Origin of the sequence: Paenibacillus sp. FSL P4-0184 (assembly GCF_038004625.1) — a bacterium.
Classification (GTDB): domain Bacteria; phylum Bacillota; class Bacilli; order Paenibacillales; family Paenibacillaceae; genus Paenibacillus_AQ.
Map to the genome: position 1 here is coordinate 4,066,443 of NZ_JBBORN010000001.1, position 21,268 is coordinate 4,087,710.

The window sequence follows — 21,268 nt, forward strand, 5'->3', positions numbered from 1 at the left end:
TTGTGAGGTAAAGATGCAAGTTTGTCCCCTAACGATGGGGAGTAAACCAATGTCTTCAATTGTTTTCACCTCTTGAGAAATATAATGTTCATATAACGGAGGTTTTATTCATGAGGACAACTTATTTATTCTCTCCAAATGCCAAAGAAAGTATTCCTAATTAAGAAAGGTATTTGCAACACTCCAAATATAGAGGAGGTGTGCAAAACGCTATTGTGGTAATGGTTGGTGATTTCGCAAAAAAATGAGTCTCACAAAAATATAGGGGGTAGTAACGGTTTCAAAAAACGACAAGCCCCTTATTTAATGTAGTTTTAAAGTTCACTTATCACTATTGAAATTTAGAAATGATTAAAAGTTTTTTCAAGCTGACGTTTGCGGGTTCAGGTTTTTCTGATATCTTTGATATATTGATACATGGAAAGGAGGAAATAGAAAAGGTGGGGCATGCACTTACCAAAATTATGTACGGATACATACATAGTTGACTTAAATGATGTATTAATCCATACATTTATTTAGTTAGATTATCAAAATCATGTATGCACACATACATCATCTAGACAGTAGATACCATAAAAAGAATAAAACATAAAAACAAACCATACATAACATGAATTGAAAACATAATGCTGGAGGATGATAGTGCGCTAATAAGGGGCGATATCATTTATGAGTTACGTAGCAATACCTAATAGAATGTTTGCACATGAAACAGAGTATTTTACCACCAATGATGAATATCTGGTATTTTATCATATTGGAACTTTAGTTAGTGCAAGGAATCCAAACCTTGCCCATCTCAACATAGAGTTACTCAACTCAATTATAATGCTAGATGAAAACAATCTACCGAGGGGGAAGAATAGAATTAAAGTCGCCCTTCTTGGATTACATTCCAAGAACTATATAAATCTAGATTTTAAAGATGATAAACTTAAATATAATACGATGCTAGATATTTTTTTTCCTAATACCGAACACCCTATATATACAGAAGCAGTTGAAAGTGGTGGCTCAAAATATAAAGGTTTCACTGCGGTAACTGACGATATGTTCTACTCTACAAATTCTGTCATTGAACTGAAAGTATTAACATATGTTGAATGGCGTTCTAAGATAAGTTACAGTATTGCATATTCAGAGTGGGAATGTGTTCTAGATGTATGCCATCAGACGGCGGTAAATATTATTTCTGATTGTAATAATAAAGGTCTTATTAAGAAACATAGAGGGGATTACTTCACAACTTCAAGCGGAGATATACGTCAAGAAACAAACAAGTACTATAGAAAATCGATTGAACAAGAACCTATTTTTGAAAAAAAAGAAAATACTGTATTGAAGTTAATGAAATCTTCAAGTGAATCAACGGAGACTCGTCTACATAAATGGTTCTCAGACGAATTTTTAGACGAAAACGATATGTATGTATATATAACTACAACGTGTGATTTGATAAAGAAACAGGCTAAAAAACGCATTGATGCTATATCTAAAAATGCATCTGGAAAGCCACGTATGGATAAACTACTAAAGAGAGCAAATGAAAAATTAAAAAAAGAAGAGTCAGAGATGCAGGTTGTGAAGTTTTATTCAAAACTTAGTGATGAGATGATGGGAATGAATGGATGTGAATCTGATGATACTTATGAAGAAACATATAGACGAACTCAGCAGTCATCAACAAAGAACAATAGAGATTATAGTTACTTATTAGGAAATGATTAGTGATGAATATATTGGAACAGTTAGTGAATGCCTGTAACTATAAAAAGTAATTTTCTATTCTTGAGAACAACCGATATTGTACCGATACATCTACGAAAAGGATAAATAGTGTTCAACTACAGCTACTAGGCTTCTGAACGTCTCTGATTAGTTGGGCAATGGACTGTAACACATTAGAGGTTCTCTAGGATTTCTGATGATTTTTGTTGCAGTGAGGGATAAAATCCGAACGATTTTTGGTCTGTTTCAGATAAGGGGTATGAACGGCTATATAAGGACTCGCCACTCTCAATATGAGTGGTTTTTTATGTTGGAGCGGGTGGGCGTGCTTTAGAGTTAGAATGTTAATTATTTGTGGGGGGAATGCACTTACGAATTTATCCAGTAACTTGTAAAAGGTAACGAAGAGATACCATTAAGACTAGTAATAAATAATAAGAACGCGATTGCTTATTATGAGTTAATCCAATCTCTACACAGCAGATTATGAAGGTATTGACTATAGATATCCAATTTGTGTTCTTTAAATGATAAAAGAACTGAATAAGTGTTATGGAAAAAATATCATGAAAAAATAGTTAGTATACATAGACTAATAATTCTAGGAATAATTAAATTAATAGTGATACTTATTAACCATAAAAGCATTGCTAATTAGTAACAAAGTATGATATTGTAGTCAAGGTTGTTATTATGGTATAATTTACCTAACAAAAAACGAGTGGTGACTCATGAAAAGTATAGACGATATTAGAAAGAATTTGGCAAAGAGACAAAAGTACTTGTCTATTAGAGTTGTTGTTGTAGCACTTTTAGTAGTATTTGGTTTAGATGGTCTTTATACCACAAGTAGTATTAGTGATACAGTAGTTCTCAATACTCTGATGCTTTTTACATTACCATTGTTATTGGAATATTATTTGGGTATGGACTCATATAGTGGTTATACGAACTTCTTTCGATGGTCTGGATTCTTTTTGCATTTAACCCTGTTTTCAGTTTGCATTGTTGGTTATATGGGCACAATAACTTTAGGTTATTCTAACAACGAATTATTAGCCAGCATTACGTTATTCGGTGGATTATATATACCAGTAATTTTTATAAAAATCCTTTCTTATCTAAGTATGGTGATAACTATTTTTGATTTTATTTTCACTTTTAATAGTCGAGAAATGTTTTATTTAAATGCACAAGAAGATGTTGAAAAGTCAATTGAAACGAATTATCAAAAATATAAAGATGAACAGTCATTTGAAAAACGAAGTCAACGTTTTAAATCAAAGATATTGGTCGATTTAGAGCAGCAAAAAGGATAGGAAAGGGTGTGACTGCTGTGGATATTAGAATAGCAATTATCGTATTGATATCTTCGCTAATTGTAGCAATAACGCTAAGATTTATTAGCTTAGGTATGAATTGGTCTGATGCCATTCGGGCAACACTTACTTTTCCAATCGAGATATGCTACATACACTATGTATTATATAGAAAACTCAAAAATGAAAAAAACAAACATTCAATAAAATTGTTATTCCTTCCTATAACAGATTTGCCAAGAACAATTATTAGTTATGCGGATATGAAAATAGATATAAAAGTTAAATTAAGAGTAACTAAAGAGCTATTATCTGAAACTAAAAAAACAGATAGGAAAAAACTAATTAAAATTTTAAGTGAAAATGGTGTGAGATTAGAAGAAGTTAATGTAAAATTACCCGTCATTAAAAATAAAACCAAACCCATAAATAAGGGCAAGCCTAATCTACCTCTTAGTTATCAATTGTTTACTTTCATAAAAAAAACAATAGGTAATTTACTTAAAAAAATTAATGATGGTATAAGATTGGGCAGTTATGAAGATTCACTTCATCACAAAATATCTTAATAAAATTAGAGTCCAAGAAATGGGCTCTTTTTTTGTGGAAGTGTGAGCTTCTTATTTATATAATGTACTTATGATGGATAATATCAGCTACAATTGATATGAGTAATAAAGTTATGCAAAAAACTGCAGATGTAATATATAAGGACTAACCACTCGATATGAGTGGTTTTTTATGTTAAGGCGGGTGGGAGCGTGGTTTACAGTTGGTATTTCGTTTAGATATAAAGTGAACAGATGCACACATACGCGCTGAACCCCTTATTTGGATATTTACGATACGAAAGCTGTTTTTATTTTACTAAATTCTTTCTAAATAGATGTATGGACTTAAGAAACTTAGCAACTCATAGAAAATCATTTCCATAGCCATCGATGGTTTGATTTTCTAAAATGTATGATATGCCGTATATCGCATGTTCTTCTCTGCCAAAATCGATTAACTATTTAAGCTGGAATCACTTAAATAGTTAAGAAGGTAATTTGAGGAGGAATAGAGATGGAATTTAATATGAGTATAAGACAGGGTTATCAGATACTACGCAAACAACAGAAGATTAAATTAAAAGACCTTTCTGTAATAGTTGGTGTTTCAGTGCCTATGTTATCTATGTATGAGAATGAGATTGTCAATCTTCATAAAGAAAAGGAAAAGAAATATCGTGAGTTTATTATTAGTCCTTCTAATGTAAAAAGGGATAGGCTTTGAAGAAGTCACTAAATAGAGAATATTTCTTACCCTTGTTCAATATTTTTCGAAATGAACAAGGGTTTTTCTTGTATCTGCTAGCGAAGTTATAAGCTTAGTTAAGTGGAGAGAGCATGAACAGAAGCCTATGAGTAGATTACATGCTCGTAGGCTTTCTTTTAATAAAGCCAAATACGATTTAGATACAATTTGAATGGGAGTGAATATTATCAGTAACGCAACTATTGTACAGACTAATGATAATATTTTTATAGGTTCGGATTCAGCAACATCCGCAATGCTAGATGGACAATTATATAGGATAGATGAAAAAGCAACTAAGCTATATCAAATCAATAATATGGTGTTATTTTGTTCTGGGAATCTAGACTATTGTTATAATTTAGTTGAAGAATTCCTAAAACAAGAGGTCAAAAATGCTAATGTTATTAAAAATTTATTGAAAGCAAGTTACGATGGAGAGAAAATAGACATTTTGCTTTGTGAATTTAAAGAAGGTAAGACATTCGTATATCAGATATCTCCTTATAATAATTTTGAAATTGTTTGTTTTACAGATATTCCTGTTGGCGCTGTAAATGTGTTGACAGCAGGGATGAAAACCTTAGAATCTCACAGTTTAGCCTATGAAAACCTGCTCAAAAGGATGACTATTTCTAAATTGTATAAGTCGGTATTTGGTAGTATTTCATATGAAGGTATTGGTGGGACATTATCTGTATATAGGTTAGATGAAAATAAAGTAAGTGAGTATCTAACACATGAAATTGAAGAGAAGACAGATTTGAAAATTCTTACTATAGAAGTTATTTCGAATCAATTTAAGACACAGATGATTGTAGGAGAAAGAATCTATGGGAAAGTCTTCATAGGTGTAAATCTTGCTCTCGAAGATGAAGAAGGCGTGTTGAAGTTTCAAGGCTCCAAGGGTGAAATCTTTGACCGTAATGGAAGGCTTGTAATGAAGCTAGGACTCGTCCACGAAGAACCTGATACATTTGGTCTTTGGTCATTTAACGATGTCACCAGAGTCAAAGTAGACCAGTTAGAGGGCTTTTTAATTGACAAGGCTACCACAGATATAGTGAAGCGTCCTGATGGATGGGAAAAAGTCTTGTGGGCAGACCCTAAAGATGGAACCATTTATGCCAAAGGGCTTGTTGCTCAAAATATTAAGATTGTCAATAATATTGGAGATACGATATTAGATGCTGAAAATAGCTATTTCGATATTGGCGACTTTGACACTATTGTAATGGATAATAAACTCACATCAATGGAAAAGATGCAAATCATTACAGAACTGTACAAGATTAATTCTGGATATCACAGAACGCTTGAACAGGCAGAAGAGTATAAACGTTCTCAGTGCGATGATGTGTTTGATATGGAAGCACAATTCTTTTCTAAGACCCCAAGTACAATTGATTTGTACTCAACAACACCATTAACACAAGCATATTTCGCATTGATTATATTTCTCAGTACATTGAAGTTGTGTCACCAGACCCATTAAACATTAACATCAATTCTCCGATGACTGACCAAACAAGCGAAATTCCAGATAGAGCAGAGTTTATCTTGAAGTTTAAGAATTACTATGATGAAGAGATGAACCTTCGTAACAAAATTGAAGATGCACAATTCTATTCAGGACTTAATATGGGTCAATACTACAATAATGTTGTTATTGGTCAATATGGATTCATTGCTTTGCGTAGTGATGGTAAGTATCGCTCAGTATTGAATGCAACGAATGGCTTGGCATTGCAAAAGTGGGAAAGAAATAAGTGGGTCAATAAAGTATACGCATCAATCGGTAATTCTTCATATGAAGATGGAACGCTCATTGCCGAGGACTTAGTAGCTAAGAGATTGAGAATTGAGACGAAACAAGGAAATGTATTGTTAGATGCAGACGCATTAAACATTGACTTTAGTGCTCTTGACTCTATCATTCTTGATGACGTTATTGTTTCAACGGAAAAGATAACATTAGCCAACCAATATAAAAGTATCACGAAACAATACACAACTCTTAAAGAACAGCTGGATTGGTACATAACGACTATTTATAATGACAGGAATTCATCCTATCTTTGACTTGATACAGATAGAGCGCAACTTGTTTCCGCAGGGAATGAATTAGATTCAACGTACAGTTCTTTAACTATTTATATGAATCCAGTGTTTGCTAATATGAATGCCACAACCCATATCGTCAATGACCTACACAGTACTAGGCTTATCTTTCATACTAAGTGGGAAGATTTCTTCAAGGCATACGAAGGTGGTAGAGCGAAGCTTGCTGACTTCTTAGAGAAAAGTTCATTACAGTTAGGTAGAAACTATAACAATACTGTTATAGACGCTGAGAATGGCGTTGTGGTTAACAGAGGGAACATGATGAACAAAACAACGTTGAATGCAACAGAAGGCATTAAAATAGAGCGTAATGATGGCTCTGTACAATCCCCATCGTGGTATAAAGTGTTCTACGTTGATATTGAAGGTAACCTGTTCGCAGAAGACTTGTCTACAAAAAGACTTAGAATTCTAGATGCAGAGTTAGGCGATGCAATCATATTTGATTCAATTGAAGGTATCACAATTAACGGAGAACATGGTGAAGTAATCAGATTGAATGCAAATGAAGGAATCGTTATCAAAGTTAACGGAGAAAAAAGGTTTTGGATTCATAACGATGGAACGCTTCGCGCGAGAAAACTGATTATTGAACCAGGTATAGATGGTGGACTCGTACTTGATGAAGAAACCGATGGATATATTTCTGATTTGATGGTAAATAGTTTGAAGGCAGTAGAAATAAACGGAGAAAAACAGGATTATGTGTATATACGTAATAACTTCTTAAAGCTAAATACAGGTACGTCATCCCAAAGCGATATAACAAAGTTTATGTTACATTTAAATGAAGAAAATTCAAATTTAGACTATAGCTATCCAGAAATGATTTGGGGGCAAGGTAATGGAATCGGCGGTAATACTGGGTATATTCGAAAAACATCAGATGCGTTCCAGTTTCAATATACTAATGACTTAGGGAATATGAGAGCATTGGAGTTTAACGCGACTCAAGGCAGCGCTGTTAAGATGTATGCTGTTGGTGGAGAAATCAGGGTTGAATCTGATACAAACGTTACTATTAAATGTGGTTCTAGTTCTATTACATTAACTCCTAGTGGAGTTAAGATTACAGGCTCCGTAATTGATTTGAACTAAGAAACTATGTAAGCATCAAATAGCTCAAACCTTTTTATTTAAGATTAAGGCTATTTGACGCTTACCATAAGATAAGAGGGGTCATAAAAGTATTTTATGAGCTATAACATATCCGTTCCCTAGACTCTTATTGAATATTTACGATACGATTCGGCAATGAACGTATTATTATATTATTTTCCTTAGCTAATAAAGGTTAATGATATGCATCTCAAATTGAGATAGGATTAGGTAAATAGCTGAAAATGTAAGGGCATATTATATGTTCTTGATATTTGCCGATAGAGTACCAATACCTCTACGATGGGGATAAATAGCCTTCAAGTACAAATATTTAGATTGATACAGAAAAAAGAACGTCCTTTATGGACGTTTAATTTGATTGCTGTTCGTACTCTTTAACTCGACGATAGAATGTATTAGGCTTCATATTAAGCCTTCTCATAGCTTCCACAGCTGTAATCATTTCTTGTTTCCATTCTACATATGTACGTTTGAAATCATCTGTAATTACCTGTTTGGGACGTCCAAACACTACTCCTTTACTTAACGCTGTAGCAATACCCTCCGCTTGTCTGCCATTTATCTTCTCTCTCTCTCGTTCAGCCATGTACGACAATAATTCGAGGACAATACTTGAGATAAGTTTTTCTAATCCATTCTGATACTGTCTAGTGTCAAGGATGGGCATATCAAGTATTACGATGTGAGCGCCTATTTCCTGTGTTATCTCTTGCCACTCTCGTTTGATATCTTGTGCATTGCGTCCCAATCTATCAAGTTCCTTAATGAATAGAATATCTCCTTTTCTAAGGCTATTCTTCATAGACTGGTATCCAGTTCGATTAGTATCCTTGCCACTCTGTTTATCTATGTACATGTCACGTTGGAGTATTCCTAAGTCTTTCATTGCTTCTAATTGTCTTGTTTCATTCTGGTCTTTGCTAGATACTCGCACATAGCCAAAATGCCTGATATCACTCATTACCATCGCCCTTTCCATGTTTTTTATGAATATATTATATCATTTGTATGTCAAAACATATAACAGATTTATGACATGTTTCAAAATGTTTAATTGATTTATTAACACGTTTCTAAACGTAGTGAATTGCATTTTTGACACATGTGGCTTAAATTATACTTTTTGACAAAAGGTATTGTTAAGGTGTCGAAGATTATCTTGATATTTTATTTGTTATTTAACAAGATAATAAGAGTACAACATTAAGTATTAGATAGGGGACAGGATAACAGTTGGAGGGTGGAATGTCTTTTTTCTAAAAGGTTATAACACATATGTGCAGAAACTCGATATGATATAGAATCGATACGGGAAAGTACATAGTTCCAACATATGGTATAATATGATGGGTGATTGCAATTATATAATCAGGGACAAACAATCTACCATCAAGTAGATGGCGTTATTCCTATTTTTGTTATACAGAAAATTAAGGAGATACATAAATTATTTAATATATTGGAGGTATAGAAATGCCAAATGATAATAAACAAAAACTTCCAAAGAATTATACTTTGAAATCAGAAGCAGCATCAGATGTAATTAAAAATATAGGTGTAACATCAATTACATCAGATGCAAATAAGAATTGGGGTTTAGCATCAGATGTAATTAAAAATATAGGTGTAACATCAATTACATCAGATGCAAATAAGAATTGGGGTTTAGCATCAGATGTAATTAAAAATATAGGTGTAACATCAATTACATCAGATGCAAATAAGAATTGGGGTTTAGCATCAGATGTAATTAAAAATATAGGTGTAGCATCAATTACATCAGATGCAAATAAGAATTGGGGTTTAGCATCAGATGTAATTAAAAATATAGGTGTAACATCAATTACATCAGATGCAAATAAGAATTGGGGTTTAGCATCAGATGTAATTAAAAATATAGGTGTAGCATCAATTACATCAGATGCAAATAAGAATTGGGGTTTAGCATCAGATGTAATTAAAAATATAGGTGTAACATCAATTACATCAGATGCAAATAAGAATTGGGGTTTAGCATCAGATGTAATTAAAAATATAGGTGTAACATCAATTACATCAGATGTAAGTATATTCAAAAACTTAATAGTACCAAATGAAACTGTAGTAAGGGCTTTTCCTTACTTGCAGGTTAATAAACAAGATGTGAAAAATATTCTATCTGGAATTTCTCCATCTAAGTACACAATAGAGAGCGATTTGAAGGAAGAAGAGGATAAGTTTGACTCTTTTCTAGTTCTGAATAGCACGAATGAGAAAATATCTTTAAAATCAATGGTAAGTACTGTTAGTTCAATTGACCTTCTTAATAATATAACAAAGGATGAAGTGTTATTATTTTATAATCATTTAGCTAGTTATCCTATGTTGGGTCTTGAACATGAAGTAGGGAGGAAAATATTTCATGAAATAAATAATATCAAAGTTCGAACTATTCAGAACAAGATTTTATATAGAGCAAGACTTAGAGATATTAATGAAAGAGAAATACCATACTCCTCAGAGGAGATGCTTTCTGCTCCCTATGGAGTTTCTGGACTTGGGAGATATAATTATTTAGGGCATGGCGAACTGTATACTTGTGATAATAAAGATGTTGCAATAAAAGAATGTTCTAAAGGTGGAAATATCATTGTCGATTTAATGAAACTTGAATTGAAAAGAAGTGTTGATTTAATTGATTTAACTGATAAAAATAATTCTTTGGTGCAATATTGTAGCTTTAGTGCGAATACTGCATCTGGCTTGGAATATTTAGTACCAACATTTATTGCTCAATGTGCAAAAATGAAGGGAATAACAGGAGTTATATTCAACAGTACTCAAGATGATAATGCGTTAAACTATGTTTTCTTTGATTATTTAAAGGGATGGTTTAATTTGAAAGTCATGGGTGACATTGGGGTGAGATGAGGGGACGAAGTTGATGGATACAGAAATGCTTTGTAACGATTATCCATTGATTAGTTAAACCAATTATAGAAATGAGTACGACAACTAAAGAGCGAAATAAAGAATGATTTCGACACTATGGAGCCACTCAATATGAGTGGTTTTTTGTTGTGTTGGAGCGGGTATGGGGCATGGTTTACAGTCAGAAAGTGAGTATAGTTATAACAAAATGTATGTACACATACAGCCAGATACTCGACAGTATTTTGAGTCGTTATATTGATACAAATTAGGACTGGTAAAGAATACGTTCTATAGATTTTATAAGAAGATTGTGAAACAGAATAGTATAAGAACGATGATTAATCAAAACATAATGGTCCGTTCATATTACTTTGTGACGTACAAATGTCTGTCAATAATAAAAGTCGAATAATACTTTGAAAATAGATATAATTTTTATATCTAAATTTGTAAAATAATGTACAATGATTTGAAATGGATTTTCTTATAAGGGGGATGTTTTTATGAGGCTAAAGAAGTTTAGTGTGGCAAATTACAAAATTTTTAATGAAAAATTTAGTATTAATTTCTCGGAAAAAGACATTGTTATACTAACTGGAAAAAACAACACTGGGAAATCGACATTTCTTGAAGCAATTAATCAATTTTACCTTCCTACCGTAGCAAAAACAAAAATCCCAATAGAATGCTATTCAAATCAAGACGAGAATAAAGTTATTGAGCTAGAAGCTGTATTTATAGTAGATGAAAAAGAAGTAACTCTCCTTAAGAAATATGCAAATGACAATGGTAAATTTTTTGACGAAGATGGTAAAGAAATAAAGAAAGGTCATACATTAAAGACCGTACTAGATAAGATATTGGAGAACTCTCCATATTACATAACTCCTTATATGACAACTGATGAAGTGGACAAGCAAGTACAAGGGATATATTCACAGTTAATAACATCCGAGTTAACAAGACTTGAGAATGATGAAACAGATGAATCAAAATCCAAAATAGAATATTTAGAACTTAAAAAAGCTATTCCAAAATTGCTTTCGCAACTAAAAAGTAGTACAGACGTAGCTTTAAGGGCAGTTAGTGAAAATGTTTCGAGAAATTTACAAAATTTATTTTCAAACAAGGATTTACTACTTGCAGTGACGGGTGGTGAAAGCAATGGCTTTTCAATAACAGATATAGTAAAGTCTACAAACTCAAGTGTTACAATTGGAAATAAGCAGTATCAAGGGATGCCATTGTCAACACAAGGTACTGGAATACAGAGGATGAGTCTTATCTACATTTTTCAAAATATGATTGAACAGGGACTACTTGGGGAAAATGACGATAAAATGCTATTGATTGATGAACCAGAAGCATTCTTGCATCCAGAAGCAGTTCGTGCATTAAGCCGTTCTTTATATACAATTGGAAGGAAAATGCCATTAATTATTTCGACACATTCACCTGTGTTGATTGACTTATCAGAAAACCATACTTCTATTCAAGTCTTTAGAATCGGCACTAACAAAGCGATTGAATTGTATCAATCATCAAATTCTGTCTTTGACGAAAATGATATTGCCAACATGAAGATACTTAACTATGTAGATTCATATATAAATGAATTTTTTTTCGCGAAAAATATTGTTGTAGTTGAAGGAGATACAGAGTACATTGCATTACAACATTTCATCAAAGATAGAGGATTATCGCTCCATGTTATAAGAGCAAGAGGGAAAGGAACAATATGCTCATTAATGAAAATTTTGAACCAGTTCAAAGCGCCATACTTTATCATACATGATATGGATAATAACCTAAAATACCAGAAAAAAACACTCAAAGCACAGCTAACGAACTGTGAAAATATATATAAATTGAAGATGAAGGATACCCAAATTTTTGCGTCAATCGCGAACTTTGAGCAGGCAATTGGTATTGGAGATATACCTGACAGAAAAAAGACAGAAACAATTTTCAGAATAATGAATGAGACAGATGGCTTGCTAGTTAAAAAAAGAATATATTCGTTTTTTGATGGTGTATTCGATATTCAAAAATCGGACAAGGTAGAAATGAACATTGTTCAGATAACAGACGAAAGTATGTATGAAGAATTTTTCTTACCACTTATTGAAAATGAACAAGTAGCAACGACTGTAGAGGCTATTGATGAGTAACATCCTATCACTTTCTCTAGATACGTTCTCTTTTAGATAGATAATAAACGTGATAATATCATATGGATGCGCCGTTACGCTTTTCAAAACGCTGCATCCGTAGCGACTATGTCTTGACTACTGAACTACTTTTTATGCTTTTTTATTGTAAATTTTTTAGAGTTTATAGGCTTTGAACTTGTCTTCCTATTTAACTCATAATACAATATTCACAGACCAATAAATTATGGTCATAAAACCTATAAATACCTAGTGAGATGGGGAAAGTAGATGGTTTTAGATATCGTTAAACCCTTACGGCTCTAGGCGGCAACATCGACTCCATCAGCCATTTATTCGGCTACACCATTAATATCTCCAAATCTAAGCCTACTAACTCGGAATTTATTGCCATGGTAGCAGACAAGCTGCGGATTGAGCATAAGGTTAGTTGAAAGGGTTAGGGGCAGTGCGTGGTAAGGGATTGTGGGTTTCTGGTAGGTGTTTAGGCTGAAACGATCTTGCCTATAAACTTCTTTTTGTATATGTATAAATTTCACTCCTTTATTGGGTTGGTAAATCCAATGGAGGAGTGTTTGTTTATGACTTTTTTTGAATTTCAGATTGATAATTTTATGTTGTACTGTACGTCGCAGGGAATATCTTATAAAACATCTTGTGCAAAATGAATTAGAAGCAGATGAACAGTTAACTTTCTTCAATAGAGTTGATTATAGAGATTATCTAATGGAAATTTAGCATCTGATAAAACAAATATTTTATCTAAAAGGAGACATATGAACTTGAAAAAATAGTGGGAGTGTGAAATATGAAAAAAATATTATTGGTTTGTATTATGATAATGTTGATGCTAGCATCGGCTTGTGCAAATGTTGAAATGACATCAAATCCAAATACTTCTAGTGAGCCTAAATCTGAAACGGATGAGTCTATTATTCCAAAAAACACATCCGTATATTGTGCTCAAGAAAGTATAAATTTGAATAGTGAAACTGAAAAATATTTCTATGGAACTTGGAAAGTTGAGAAGCTTTTAGGATTTGCAAATTCATATAATGATGCTTCTGAATATCCAACAGGGCAAAAATTTATTGGAGATGAAATTATCATCAAAAAAGACTTTTTTTCATCAAAAGGACTTAAAAACTATAGTGTTTATCAATATGAATTAAAAAAACCATTATATGAGATTACAGCGACATGTTATAACTCTGACTCTTTTTATAGATTATATAAAATAGATATCCCAGACTTAAATATAAATGATGTAGTAAAAGTAATAAATATAAGTGACCCTTCTACAAACCTTGGAATACCTTTAAGTTTTTTTGTTGTTAATAGCGATAGGCTTATCTTGTTATCAGAGGCAACTATTTTTGAGCTGAAAAAAATACTGATTAAATGAATGCGATTCTGAAAATGCATGTTGATATGGAATGGTGTTTATTATTTGCGTTGTATATAGAGATCCCCAACAAATTTCTATGACCAAAAATGTATTGGGAAAGATTTTTAATGATAAGTGAACCACTGTCCGCGGAAAGAACTATCAACAAATCAATGCAGTAAAAAGACACTGAGATCTTATTCATCAGTGTCTTTTTTATAGACATTTTTCCACCAGAGGATTGTAATTTTTAAAGCAGCTTAATCAGCTCTTCTAGCTCGTCAACCATACCTTTTGCAAGTTCAAAATTATTGTCTTTTAAAGCTAATTCTATTTTCATTTCAACTGCTTTTTTATTTTGTTCATTTTCTAAATAATCTTTATCAAAATGACTGGCATAAATCATCTTTCTGAATTTTCGCATACTCATTTTTCTAATCGTCTTATCGTCAATGATTAATACATAATCCATACCATTTACTACAGAATAGAAATCATGAGAAATCATGAGAATCGCACCTTTATAGTCTTCAATGGCTTTCTCCAGTGCGATTTGTGTATAGGTGTCTAAATGGCTTGTCGGTTCATCAAGAAGCAATAAGTTTGCTTTGCTAGCAGAAACTTTTGCCAATTGCAGTATATTTTTTTCGCCACCAGATAAAGATTCTATCTTTTGATTAAGAATTTCTCCTTCAAAGCCATAGTTTGAAAGATGTGCTCTAATCTCGTCATAAGTTGCAAACCCAGCATCGATGAAGTCTTCTAGTATGGTATTAGAATCCTTTAGCACTTCGTCTTGAAGCTGAGAAAGATAAGCCACTTTAATATCAGCATTTATTTCAATTGAATCATTATTATTTTTAAAGATATCTCGGAGTAAAGTCGTTTTCCCGGTACCGTTTGGACCGATAAGGGCTACTTTATCTGTAGGTTTCATCTCAAAACTAACATTTTCTAAAATCAACTCATCAAAGGAAACACTATAATTACTCACATTTAAAACAGTGATGTCTTCTTCAATTTCATTGTCCACACCAAAACTGATTTTCGGTTGCTTAATATCAACGAATGGCGCTTTAATTTTTCGCGCTTCCAATCTTTCTTGAAACTTAACCCTAGCTTTTAACGCTCTCCCTCTAGATGCTTCTGAATTATAGGTTGCGATCGCTCTAAGATTATCAATAATGTTGTCGTATCTCTCAATTTCTTCTTGTTCAGCGACTGCGATTTCTTGTAACTCAATTTTCGTCTGAAGTAATGAGAAGTTATACTCAATATATCGCCCATCGAACTCTTGGATCTCCATGTTTTCAAGGTGTATAATTTTGTTAAAACAATGATTCAATAGATAACGGTTATGCGTAACAACTAGCAATATTCCTTTGTGAGCATTAATAAGATTTTTAAGTGCATTTAGGTTTTCAAAATCTAAAAATACATCGGGCTCATCCATAATCATTAAGTCTGGACTAGTCAGCATTTCCTTCATCACTTGAATAAGCTTGAATTCCCCACCACTTAGGTCGGATACCCTAGCATCTTTTAGCTTCAAGAGGTTGGCTAAATTTAGTTTCTTATTAATATTGCTTTCAAAATCATTTCCATCCATTAAATCAAAGGCATCTAGAGCTAATTGATACTTTTCGAGTAATGAATCAATATCTGATGATGTTTCCATTTCAGTGAGAATAGCTGTTATTTCATTTTGTATCTTAATAAATTCTTCTCCTATATATTCGAAAACGGTTGTTTCTTTAGATTTGTCTAGTTGCGAAAACTGACTTACATACCCAATTTTGCAGGTTGGGTCCATCTCTAGCTTGCCTTCGAACAAATATTTTTCTGGATCCATCAGTATATCGATCAGTGTACTTTTACCACTGCCGCTTGTTCCTATAAAAGCGCAATGTTGTGCTTCTTCAAGCGTAAATGAAATGTTTTTATATAGTTCTTTTTGCGGGAATGCGAAGGATAAGTTATCAACTTTTATCATAGTGTTACCTTTCTTTATAACTAAAATAGTGACTACTAATAGAGGTATTGAGGAGCATAAGATTTTGAGTTTACCGTTGATAGAGTAACACTGTTTACAAACAACTTCAATCATTTCGAAATAAAGTTGTTTGTGAAATCGAAAAACACAACTTAGAACAATAGGATCAAGCTTACTCAGATGGCTTCTTATAGCTAGATTACATATGGCAGAAGTAAATGAAACAGTAATTTAAGAAGAGCTTGATATACAAAAAAACACTCCTTTATTGGGTTCGGAAAATCCAATAAAGGAGTGTTTTTTTGATTGAATCTAAAATTCCCAAATCATTGCTCGCCCAATTCTTTTACTTTAAATTATGAATTTATGATTTAGTAGGGCCCACGAATTGATTTCTAGAAGCACCTAGACCAAATATAAAGAGTAAGACAGATGCGCCAACTAATATGAAGAGTGGAAGGGTCCAACTGTTTGTTACATCATGCAAATATCCGATTAACGCCGGGCCAATTGCAGCAAGCAGGTATCCAATGGATTGTGCCATACCGGATAGTTCTGCAGCCTGATGTGCATTAACTGTACGTAAGCTGAAAAACATCATGGACAAACTAAAAGCGAAACCTCCTCCGATTCCGAGTATAATGATCCACAAAAGAATCATACTTGGACTCCCGTAAATTAATCCTAGTGTTCCAATCAAAAGCAGAGCCGATGTAATGGCAACTAAAGAACGTTGGCTAGACATGCGCCCAGCAATGATAGGAACGATAAAAGTAAATGGAAGTAGTGCCAGCTGCATGATTGAGAGAAACCAACCCGATTGACTAGAACTGATGCCTTGATGTTTTAGGATTTCAGGTAACCATGCAATTAGAACATAAAATATTGTAGATTGTATCCCCATAAACAAGGTGACTTGCCAAGCAAGCGGGGATCGCCATATATTTACATGATTGTTGACCACCTGCTTATTGCCATCAACAGAAGTTTGTTTCGTCCGATATTTCATTTGTGGTAACCAAAAAATTATGGATACAATGCTTAGAATACCCCAGATTCCCAACGCACCTTGCCATTTCAAACCTAATCCAACTGCAAGAGGAATACTAATACCAGAAGCAATCGCGCCACATAGATTCATGGAAATGGCATAAACACCTGTCATCGTACCAACTTGTTTAGGAAACTCCCGTTTAATAAGACTCGGCAATAATACATTACACACTGCGATTGCAAATCCAATGATAGCCGTTCCGATATACAAATTAACCGCTCCAGTCAGGGAACGTAAAGCAATGCCAATGGTTAAAAAAATGAGGGAAATCAGAATGATGAGTTCCGCTCCAAACTTTTGACCTAATTTAGGCACAAAAGGTGATAACAAGGCAAAAGCAAGCAGAGGGACTGTGGAGATCAAGCCTGCTAAAGTATTGGAAATATGAGTGTTGTCCCGGATGAGACTTACTAAAGGTCCAACCGAGGTTAGGGGAGCACGTAGATTTGCCGCAATAACAATAATCCCCAGTATAATTATCCATCTTGCAGATTGCATGTGGTTTTTATGACTTGATGTTTCATCTTTACTATTAATAAATTGGTTTTGCGAACTCATGATGTCTCCTCCTACATAATTATCTTAAAAATAAATCAATACTTGTACTATCTTTTTATCTTTTCTTCTGATCTTTAAAATCTCAACCATTCGCGCGAATAAAATAAGTATATTATAATTAATATATTATAACAACTGGTATATTATAATATATTAATTTGAATTCAACTTCTTTATATTCATAAGTCTTTAATTGGTTATCTTTAAAATGAGCAAAAAAATTACACAAAGAATCCTCGTTGAATGAAGATTCTTTGTGTAATTTGAAAATAAAACAAACCGGAATTTTCCGAATATTAAATTCCATATTTTAAGGTGATATGTAGAACAACTTCGCTGTTCGTATGATTTGAATATGAATGTGAACCATCTGCACGAAAACTAATCGAATCATATTGATTCAATGTGTAGATTTCTTCATTAACATGAATGGTAATGGTGCCTGTCATTACCGTCGCAATTTCGGTTGTATTCATATGATGAACTTCCGGATGGTAAGAGCTGTTAGGTTGTAAATATGCACGGTACATTTCGATATCATGGCTTGCATTTTTAAATATTGGTTCAACAACCCAATTCTTTTGATCACTAGCAAATCGTAGTCCTTCACCGGCTCGGTAAAGATTTACAGGATTTTCTGATGAGAACAAAGCCATAAACGGTAAAGATATGCCTTTTGAGATTTTCCATAACATTCCAACCGTTGGATTTGTTTCTCCGCGTTCAATATTTCCAAGGGTAAGTTTGCTCACACCCGTCAGTTCTGATAATTCTTCAAGGCTCAGTTGTTTTTCTTTTCGAAGTTTTTTGAGTGTTGAGCCAACCTGTAATATAATTTGTTTTGGATCATCAACTTCCACTTGATTTCCACCTCATTCGTAGCAAATATATTGTTAAGTATATTAGTTTTCAGGATTCATTACAAAGTCAGTTTGTCATCCTAACTGAAATTTGTATTAGTTCAAATTAAGTTTCAAAGCATGTCCATCAAATGAACTTTTTGAAAATAATGAAGTGAATATTCTTTCGCTTGACCATGATCAAGGTGAAGACACCGAGGGAAATGAGCTGAAGAATGGGTATGATTTTGTGAAATACTTTTGTGAGCATGGTTTAAGAGTAAATAAAATTTATCAACATACGGATAATCCTGTAGGCAGAATGAATATGTACGAAACCTTGTTGGCTGCTCAACGAAGAGGTTTTATAAATAAGGATATAGAAATTTATTATTATCCCATAACAGTTAGTAAGTATAGTGGAGATTGATAAAAGAGGATTCAGAGGTTAGATTTGTTATACTTCATGTAAAGATGTCCTAATTACTACATAACTTTATACCCTAAAAGCGAGGCGTAACGAAATGAATACATCTGAGTTTCAACAGTATGTGAAGAAGTTCAGTGAAACCAAAGGTTTTGACACGAGCTCCATTGAGCAGAGAATGCTGTACTTAATGACTGAAGTAGGGGAATTGTCCAAAGAGGTGCTATCCGTATCCTTCGACCCCGGTGCAGAGAAGAAAGAAAACTTGGGATTTGAGATGTACGACGTGGTGTGGAATATTTTTGATCTGGCCAATAAACTGGATATTGATCTAGAGCAGGCATTTAAACGTAAGCTGGAAATCAATGAACAGAGATCATGGGAGTAATACAAAACAATCCAAGGACATCCCGCTCGGGAAGCCTTGGATTTTTTGATCTAAATTTTTTATTTAAATGAAGCATAACCTTCATCAGCCATTACAACACTACCGTTAATTGCACTAGCTTCTGGTAAGGAGAGCAAGTATACAGTGTCTGCAACTTGTTCAGGCAATGTTAATTTGTTACCCATTACTTTGCTCTTCATCTGGTCGACCATTCCTTGATCTTTATATCCTTGGATAATTGGCGTATCTACAGCGCCTGGAGCAACGGCAAGCACGCGGATGCCATGAACGGACATTTCAAGTGCTGCGGATTTAGTCATCATAATGACCGCACCTTTGGAGGCGTGATATGCGAATGTACCTGGGGAAGCTAGGAATCCAAATACAGAAGCTGTATTGATGATGACCCCTTTGATGCTGAGCTCACGCATTTTTTTACCTGCTGCGATAATACCGTGGGCAACACCATGCTGATTGACATTAATAACACTATGATAATCTTTAAGGTCTTGGTCTAGTACAGGAGTGACGCGGCCGATCCCGGCATTGTTGAACATAACGTCAATTCTTCCATATGTGGCAACGGTTTTCTCAACCAGTGCTTCTACCTCTTCGTATTTTGAAACATCCGTTTTGACGAAAATAGCTTCGCCACCATTTTTGATAATCTGTGCGACCGTTTCTTCACCTAATTGTTGATTGAAATCGGCAACGACCACTTGATCACCTTTACTTGCAAATTTAATTGCGGTTTGTTTCCCGATTCCACTGGCTCCACCTGTAATTACGGCTACTCTTTTGTCTGTCATTTGGGACTCCTCCTCGAGAAATATAGTTATACTAGAAATATAGGTTCATAAGGTGAAAAGGTTATTTACTAACTTATTTACATTGTAGCACTTGTCTAAATTAATTAAAATTTAAGTAAATTTAATAGGTGTTAAGTAAATATTAACTTAGGGAGTGATTCAAATGAATTTAGAGCAATGCGAGAATATCGTAGAAGTCGCAAAGATTGGTTCATTAACCAAAGCTGCTCAGAATCGTCATATCACCCTGTCTGCCATAAGCCAGTCCATAACACTGCTGGAAGCGGAGCTTGGAGTTACTTTGTTCATTCGTTCGCGAGGCCAACGAGCAGTTCCCACAGCAGAGGGACAAGCCATTATCGGCAAAGCAAATGAAGTCTTGATGAAAGTAAATGAATTAAAAGCTGAAGCACAGATCTACAGCGATGCGCTTAGTGGTCATTTGAAGATTGCTACGATTCCGGGACCCATGCATCTAATCGTGAAGGTCATATCCGGTTTTAAAGCGGATTTTCCAAATGTGAAAATAGAGATTTTTGAAAAGGGGCCTAAAGAAATTCTGGATAATGTGCTTCAGGATGAAATGGATATCGGACTGATGGTCTCCCCAGAGGGCTTATCAGAGAAACATAAAGGGGTCGTATTCGAGGAATTAATGGAAGGTAAGATTGTTGTAGGCGTACATCCTCAATCACCACTAGCTCTAAATACAATAATTACGCCCGAACAGTTAGTAGGCCAGACGTTGGTTTTATACGATGATCATTACATACAGGACTTTGTGGAGCGTTATTTACTGAAAGTTGGGCCGATGAATATTCTTTTTACAAGCAATAACACCCGTGCCATTGATAATGCAGTTGCGTCAGGACTCGCGATCACGATTGGGATGGATTATTCTTTTCTAAAAACATTTGAGGGTTCTCAGAAGATCATGAAGACGATCGAGCTACGATCACCAGATCATAATACTCCGGGGTCCATTGTTTCAGCTTCTAAACAAGGATCGAAAACGGTCAGAAGATTCATCAACAGGTTGAAACATGAATTTGAGGAGGGGATTAGAAGAAGTTAACAGTATGCCTTGGTAAATTTTATCTAACCTTTACGCTTCCTAGTTAATATAAACCCTATGAT

The 21,268-nt window shown here is 33.9% G+C and carries 17 protein-coding genes and 2 pseudogenes; 14 read left to right on the forward strand and 5 right to left on the reverse strand.

Annotation, left to right across the window (positions count from 1 at the left end; all coding sequences use genetic code 11):
• Positions 1–672 precede the first annotated feature (672 nt).
• From MKY52_RS17765 to MKY52_RS17795, 7 genes are all read left to right on the forward strand, one after another.
• Entirely contained in the window at positions 673–1,731 is a 1,059-nt protein-coding gene (locus MKY52_RS17765) for a hypothetical protein (protein WP_341052587.1), read from the forward strand.
• A 731-nt stretch (positions 1,732–2,462) separates the two neighbouring features.
• The gene (locus MKY52_RS17770) at positions 2,463–3,050 is read left to right on the forward strand and encodes a hypothetical protein (RefSeq protein WP_341052588.1); all 588 of its coding nucleotides are present in this window, start codon (positions 2,463–2,465) and stop codon (positions 3,048–3,050) included.
• 8 nt (positions 3,051–3,058) lie between these two features.
• Positions 3,059–3,619 carry a hypothetical protein gene (locus tag MKY52_RS17775; RefSeq protein ID WP_341052589.1) on the forward strand — a complete coding sequence of 187 codons (561 nt, stop codon included), beginning with the start codon at positions 3,059–3,061 and terminating at the stop codon, positions 3,617–3,619.
• A 496-nt stretch (positions 3,620–4,115) separates the two neighbouring features.
• Positions 4,116–4,325 carry a helix-turn-helix domain-containing protein gene (locus MKY52_RS17780; protein ID WP_341052591.1) on the forward strand — a complete coding sequence of 70 codons (210 nt, stop codon included), beginning with the start codon at positions 4,116–4,118 and terminating at the stop codon, positions 4,323–4,325.
• A gap of 193 nt (positions 4,326–4,518) precedes the next feature.
• The gene (locus MKY52_RS17785; RefSeq protein ID WP_341052593.1) at positions 4,519–5,841 is read left to right on the forward strand and encodes a hypothetical protein; all 1,323 of its coding nucleotides are present in this window, start codon (positions 4,519–4,521) and stop codon (positions 5,839–5,841) included.
• Positions 5,842–5,906: 65 nt separating this feature from the next.
• Positions 5,907–6,428 (forward strand): hypothetical protein, encoded by a 522-nt coding sequence (locus tag MKY52_RS17790; RefSeq protein ID WP_341052594.1) that lies wholly within the window; start codon positions 5,907–5,909, stop codon positions 6,426–6,428.
• Positions 6,429–6,524: 96 nt separating this feature from the next.
• The gene (locus MKY52_RS17795; RefSeq protein WP_341052595.1) at positions 6,525–7,568 is read left to right on the forward strand and encodes a hypothetical protein; all 1,044 of its coding nucleotides are present in this window, start codon (positions 6,525–6,527) and stop codon (positions 7,566–7,568) included.
• A 373-nt stretch (positions 7,569–7,941) separates the two neighbouring features.
• Here MKY52_RS17795 and MKY52_RS17800 read toward each other — a convergent pair whose 3' ends face one another.
• Positions 7,942–8,553 (reverse strand): recombinase family protein, encoded by a 612-nt coding sequence (locus MKY52_RS17800; protein ID WP_341052596.1) that lies wholly within the window; start codon positions 8,551–8,553, stop codon positions 7,942–7,944.
• 512 nt (positions 8,554–9,065) lie between these two features.
• Between MKY52_RS17800 and MKY52_RS17805 the strand changes: the two genes are divergently transcribed.
• From MKY52_RS17805 to MKY52_RS17820, 4 genes and pseudogenes are all read left to right on the forward strand, one after another.
• Entirely contained in the window at positions 9,066–10,502 is a 1,437-nt protein-coding gene (locus MKY52_RS17805; protein ID WP_341052597.1) for an RES family NAD+ phosphorylase, read from the forward strand.
• A gap of 506 nt (positions 10,503–11,008) precedes the next feature.
• On the forward strand, positions 11,009–12,676 hold the full coding sequence (locus tag MKY52_RS17810; protein ID WP_341052600.1) for an ATP-dependent nuclease: 1,668 nt from the start codon (positions 11,009–11,011) through the stop codon (positions 12,674–12,676).
• A 308-nt stretch (positions 12,677–12,984) separates the two neighbouring features.
• Positions 12,985–13,110 (forward strand): annotated as a pseudogene (locus MKY52_RS17815) (sporulation initiation factor Spo0A C-terminal domain-containing protein); the annotation flags it as partial.
• A gap of 374 nt (positions 13,111–13,484) precedes the next feature.
• Entirely contained in the window at positions 13,485–14,081 is a 597-nt protein-coding gene (locus tag MKY52_RS17820) for a hypothetical protein (RefSeq protein WP_341052602.1), read from the forward strand.
• Between the two features lie 232 nt (positions 14,082–14,313).
• On the opposite strand, the gene MKY52_RS17825 is transcribed toward MKY52_RS17820, so the two are convergent.
• From MKY52_RS17825 to MKY52_RS17835, 3 genes are all read right to left on the reverse strand, one after another.
• On the reverse strand, positions 14,314–16,056 hold the full coding sequence (locus tag MKY52_RS17825; protein WP_341052603.1) for an ABC-F family ATP-binding cassette domain-containing protein: 1,743 nt from the start codon (positions 16,054–16,056) through the stop codon (positions 14,314–14,316).
• A gap of 364 nt (positions 16,057–16,420) precedes the next feature.
• Positions 16,421–17,668, reverse strand: coding sequence for a CynX/NimT family MFS transporter (locus tag MKY52_RS17830; RefSeq protein WP_341052605.1), 1,248 nt, complete (start codon positions 17,666–17,668; stop codon positions 16,421–16,423).
• A gap of 296 nt (positions 17,669–17,964) precedes the next feature.
• Positions 17,965–18,528, reverse strand: coding sequence for a helix-turn-helix domain-containing protein (locus tag MKY52_RS17835; RefSeq protein WP_076284496.1), 564 nt, complete (start codon positions 18,526–18,528; stop codon positions 17,965–17,967).
• Between the two features lie 145 nt (positions 18,529–18,673).
• Here MKY52_RS17835 and MKY52_RS17840 point away from each other — a divergent pair.
• A pseudogene (locus MKY52_RS17840) lies at positions 18,674–18,937 on the forward strand (cyclic-phosphate processing receiver domain-containing protein); the annotation flags it as partial.
• 94 nt (positions 18,938–19,031) lie between these two features.
• A complete protein-coding gene (locus MKY52_RS17845; protein WP_042190426.1) occupies positions 19,032–19,322 on the forward strand; it encodes a MazG nucleotide pyrophosphohydrolase domain-containing protein in 291 nt (96 codons plus the stop codon).
• A gap of 59 nt (positions 19,323–19,381) precedes the next feature.
• On the opposite strand, the gene MKY52_RS17850 is transcribed toward MKY52_RS17845, so the two are convergent.
• Positions 19,382–20,131, reverse strand: coding sequence for an SDR family NAD(P)-dependent oxidoreductase (locus MKY52_RS17850; RefSeq protein ID WP_341052607.1), 750 nt, complete (start codon positions 20,129–20,131; stop codon positions 19,382–19,384).
• 163 nt (positions 20,132–20,294) lie between these two features.
• Here MKY52_RS17850 and MKY52_RS17855 point away from each other — a divergent pair, with 163 nt between their 5' ends.
• Positions 20,295–21,206 carry a LysR family transcriptional regulator gene (locus MKY52_RS17855; RefSeq protein ID WP_076284497.1) on the forward strand — a complete coding sequence of 304 codons (912 nt, stop codon included), beginning with the start codon at positions 20,295–20,297 and terminating at the stop codon, positions 21,204–21,206.
• Positions 21,207–21,268 lie beyond the last annotated feature (62 nt).

Coding starts and splice junctions, on each gene's coding strand:
- MKY52_RS17765 (WP_341052587.1), top strand. CDS start 673: ATGAGTTACGTAGCAATACCTAATAGAATGTTTGCACATGAAACAGAG.
- MKY52_RS17770 (WP_341052588.1), top strand. CDS start 2,463: ATGAAAAGTATAGACGATATTAGAAAGAATTTGGCAAAGAGACAAAAG.
- MKY52_RS17780 (WP_341052591.1), top strand. CDS start 4,116: ATGGAATTTAATATGAGTATAAGACAGGGTTATCAGATACTACGCAAA.
- MKY52_RS17785 (WP_341052593.1), top strand. CDS start 4,519: ATGGGAGTGAATATTATCAGTAACGCAACTATTGTACAGACTAATGAT.
- MKY52_RS17795 (WP_341052595.1), top strand. CDS start 6,525: ATGAATGCCACAACCCATATCGTCAATGACCTACACAGTACTAGGCTT.
- MKY52_RS17800 (WP_341052596.1), bottom strand. CDS start 8,553: ATGAGTGATATCAGGCATTTTGGCTATGTGCGAGTATCTAGCAAAGAC.
- MKY52_RS17805 (WP_341052597.1), top strand. CDS start 9,066: ATGCCAAATGATAATAAACAAAAACTTCCAAAGAATTATACTTTGAAA.
- MKY52_RS17810 (WP_341052600.1), top strand. CDS start 11,009: ATGAGGCTAAAGAAGTTTAGTGTGGCAAATTACAAAATTTTTAATGAA.
- MKY52_RS17820 (WP_341052602.1), top strand. CDS start 13,485: ATGAAAAAAATATTATTGGTTTGTATTATGATAATGTTGATGCTAGCA.
- MKY52_RS17825 (WP_341052603.1), bottom strand. CDS start 16,056: ATGATAAAAGTTGATAACTTATCCTTCGCATTCCCGCAAAAAGAACTA.
- MKY52_RS17830 (WP_341052605.1), bottom strand. CDS start 17,668: ATGAGTTCGCAAAACCAATTTATTAATAGTAAAGATGAAACATCAAGT.
- MKY52_RS17845 (WP_042190426.1), top strand. CDS start 19,032: ATGAATACATCTGAGTTTCAACAGTATGTGAAGAAGTTCAGTGAAACC.
- MKY52_RS17850 (WP_341052607.1), bottom strand. CDS start 20,131: ATGACAGACAAAAGAGTAGCCGTAATTACAGGTGGAGCCAGTGGAATC.
- MKY52_RS17855 (WP_076284497.1), top strand. CDS start 20,295: ATGAATTTAGAGCAATGCGAGAATATCGTAGAAGTCGCAAAGATTGGT.